We start from the raw sequence: 3,199 nt of genomic DNA, 5'->3' as shown, positions 1-3,199 counted from the left end.
CCACCGGCGGGCGTTCCATCGGCGAGGGCGGCCGTGCCGTCGGGGCTGCCGGCGCCGTCGCGGGCGCCGAGCGCGCCGGCGCCGGCGGCGCCCAGCGCGGCCAGCAGGACGGAACGGCGGTTGACGCTGTTCATGGCGGGGACCTGTTTCTCTCGTGCGCCGGACTTCGGGGTCGCGGTGCCTTCCGGGTCCCGCGTACGCCACCTCGAAGAGAAGATCGCCGCCGCGCGGTCGCGACCCGGCGCGACACACCGGCGGCACACGGACAACACACCGGCACAACACCGCCCACACGGCCAAAAAGGTGGCTCCGACCGGGTCCGCGGGGCGGGACGGTGCCGGTTCCCGGACGCGACCGCCGGGCCGAGCCGCTGCTGCGCTAATGCTCGCCACCGAGCAGTGCACCACGTACCGCATCCCCAGCGGCCAGGGCGCCTGTTACGAGTCCGGCGGGATGGCGGTCACCGAGCGCCCGTACCGGATCATCGACGGGCGGGGCCGGGCGCATCCGCGCAGGTTCGCCGACGGCGTCCCCACCGAGTCCGTGCACTGGGTGACCGCCGCCGGTATCCGCCCCGGGGTGGACTCGGTGACCCTCGGCGACTCCGAGGCCATCGCCTGCGCGGTCCTGGCGCTCGCCGCACCCCGGCCGAGCTGGCCGCCCTCTGCGACCCCACCACCTACCCGGGCGCCGCTCCCGCCCTGGTCGACCGCGCCATGAGGCCGCCGGCCCCGGAACGGTTGCCGTTCACGTTCACGTAGCCGCTAAAGTCAACGAACTGCTCGGCGAACACCTCACCGAGCGCACGTCCCGCCCCCCGGGTCGCCGACAGCCCCTTCGAAAGGTCGTCCCCGTTCGGGCGGAGTCGCCCCCACGGGTACCGCGCCCTTCTTCAAGGCCGATCTGCGGCCGAGATGCGGGCCGCACACGGACTTCGAGAGGCGGCTCAACACCGGGCAGCGAACGACTGCGCCCGCACCGATGTTGCGTCGGTGTGGGCACATGGCTGTCTGGCTCAGAGCGCGCTGGCGAACTCCACGAAGGCGGACCACTCGGCGGGGGAGAAGGCGAACTGCGGTCCCTCCTTGTCCTTGGAGTCCCGGACGTGGACGGTGCCAGGGCACGCCGCTACCTCGATGCAGTTGTCGCCGGAACTGCCGCTGTAGCTGCTCTTGAACCAGGCTAGTTCTGGGGTGCTCATAGCGCTCCTCGCAATCGCTTTAGCAGGCCCCTGGAGTCCTCGGATGTGAGGGCCTGCGAGCGCAGTTTGGCATACCGCTTCTGTAGCACGCTGATCGTCTTCGAGTCGGAGATGAGCTGGCCGGTCTCCTGCCCCTCGGAATACGCGAACCATCGGTTCTCCGGCGTCTCCTGCAGCACGATGGGCCCGTCCATGCCTGGATGCGTCGCCGTCGACAGGGGCAGCACTTGAATCTCGATGTTCCGCCGTGCGCCCATCTCCAGCAGGTGATCGATGAGCTCCCCTGTCACCTGCGGGCCGCCCGTCTGCCGTAGGATCAGGTGCTCGTCCAGGATGAAACTGAACGCCGTATGGGGGCGTTCAACCAGCAGCCGTTGGCGTCCAAGGCGAGCCACCAACTGGGCCTCGATATCTTCGTCACTCAACGGCGGCAGACGTTGCTCGAACTGCGTACGCGCGTACGCCTCGGTCTGCAGCAAGCCTGGTACCACGCGGCACTCGTACGTGTACAGGCTGATCGCCACCGCCTCCAACCGGGCCCACTGCCTGAACCACGCCGCCAACCCGGGCTGCCGGGCGAGGTGCTTGACGGCCTTCCGTAAAGCGCCCGTGTTACCGAGAGCGGCATCCGCCCGCGCGGCGAAGTCCTCGTCGGGCATGCGGCGACCGATCTCGATCGAGGCGATGGTGTGCCGGGAGAGCATGACGCGCTCGCCGAACTCCTCGCGGCTCAGGCCGTGGAACTCCCGCAGGCCCTGGAGGAACGCGCCGAACGTCTTCAGGCTGTCGGAGGTGTCCGGCTCACCGCCCCCGCCGCCGCCCAGCCATGACGGCGCACCGCCGACCGCTCCCGCCGCCTCCCCGGAGCCCAGTTCCTCCGCGTCATCGAATGCCTCGGCCATGTCCCGGCCACCTCCCACGTACCCGCCCCGCGATCACTCCCACGCGAGGATGCTCACAAGGAGTAACGGGTACTGTCCACCCGAAGTGCGCGTACGCTTGCGCAGCGTACGCGCCGCCGGCCTGGCGCCTCACCTGCCACACGAACCCGGCGTGCTCCCGGCGCATCCCAACTGCCGCTGACCCGGGGTGAGTTAGCCCCGTCGGGCCTCGCCGCGCGTCCAGCGGGGCGGCGCGAACCGGCACCCGAACCCGTTGGTAGCCGCCGGGCGCACGTACGGCAGTCCGGCGCACGCCCCCCCGCATCTGCCGTCGGGCCGTGCGCTCCCCCTAGCCCCGACGCCGCAGCCACGTACCGTGCGCCGACCCCCTGCGTACGCTCGCGCGGAGCACGCGGGTCGGGCCTGGTCCCGGGCCCGGCCGACGGGCACGCTGGCCTGGCGGCCGGTCCACCGGGCCACCCGAACCGGCTTGTACCCACGGGCATGTGGCGTTCCCCCCGTCGCCACGGCAGGTACCGGCCCCGGGGCGCCCACACGGGCCGGCCGCACCCCATCACGACCACCCCACCGCCAAGGCGCCCCCTCCGTGCTCGACCTCCGTGCCCCAGCCCTCCCCGCCGACCAGGGCGAACGCCTTACCCGCGCCGCGCACGAGCGACTTCCGCGAGCGGCATGACGCGCTGCGCAACGTCGACTCCTGAAAACTCGAACGCCCTCAGCACTTTCGAGGAGGCGGACGAGAGCCGGGACGCGCTGCGCCGGGCGACCGGGAGGAGGTGCTGCGCCTGTTCGGAGCCGAGCGCGGCAACCTCCGCAAGGCCGCCGACGCGGACGAGCGCAACGGCCACACCTTCCATCGCCTGCGTATCGTCGAGGAACCCCTCACGCCGTACATGCAGTGGAAGCTGCACCCCCTGCGGCTGACCCCCAGCGCGGCATCCCCGTCCGGGTCCTGCCCGCCGAGGACATCGCCCCCGCCGAGCGACGGCCGAACCGGTCTCCCTCGGTGGAGCCGCCCTCTGCCGGGTCATGCATGCGCTGCGGCCGGCCAGGCGCGGCGTTCGGGGAAGCCGTCGGCCCCGGAACGGGCGGGTG

The 3,199-nt window shown here is 71.9% G+C and carries 2 protein-coding genes and 2 pseudogenes; 2 read left to right on the top strand and 2 right to left on the bottom strand.

Going from position 1 to position 3,199, the window contains the following annotated elements; all coding sequences use genetic code 11:
• Positions 1–335: 335 nt before the first annotated feature.
• Positions 336–721, top strand: a pseudogene (locus VIW71_RS20230) (FAD-binding protein); the annotation flags it as partial.
• A gap of 295 nt (positions 722–1,016) precedes the next feature.
• On the opposite strand, the gene VIW71_RS20225 reads toward VIW71_RS20230, so the two are convergent.
• Complete coding sequence (locus tag VIW71_RS20225; RefSeq protein ID WP_331623812.1) at positions 1,017–1,202, bottom strand: DUF397 domain-containing protein; 186 nt, start codon at positions 1,200–1,202, stop codon at positions 1,017–1,019.
• On the bottom strand, positions 1,199–2,104 hold the full coding sequence (locus tag VIW71_RS20220; protein WP_331623811.1) for a helix-turn-helix domain-containing protein: 906 nt from the start codon (positions 2,102–2,104) through the stop codon (positions 1,199–1,201). The genes VIW71_RS20225 and VIW71_RS20220 overlap by 4 nt, the downstream gene beginning before the upstream one ends.
• A 761-nt stretch (positions 2,105–2,865) precedes the next feature.
• Here VIW71_RS20220 and VIW71_RS26655 point away from each other — a divergent pair.
• Positions 2,866–3,199, top strand: a pseudogene (locus VIW71_RS26655) (DUF6879 family protein); the annotation flags it as partial.

It is taken from the genome of Streptomyces sp., assembly GCF_036524955.1.
Classification (GTDB): Bacteria; Actinomycetota; Actinomycetes; order Streptomycetales; family Streptomycetaceae; genus Actinacidiphila.
The sequence above is the reverse complement of the archived record's forward strand: the minus strand, read 5'-3'. Positions and strand labels throughout refer to the sequence as shown.

Excerpts from the sequence above, each read along its gene's own strand:
- VIW71_RS20225 (WP_331623812.1), bottom strand. The coding sequence starts at position 1,202 with ATGAGCACCCCAGAACTAGCCTGGTTCAAGAGCAGCTACAGCGGCAGT.
- VIW71_RS20220 (WP_331623811.1), bottom strand. The coding sequence starts at position 2,104 with ATGGCCGAGGCATTCGATGACGCGGAGGAACTGGGCTCCGGGGAGGCG.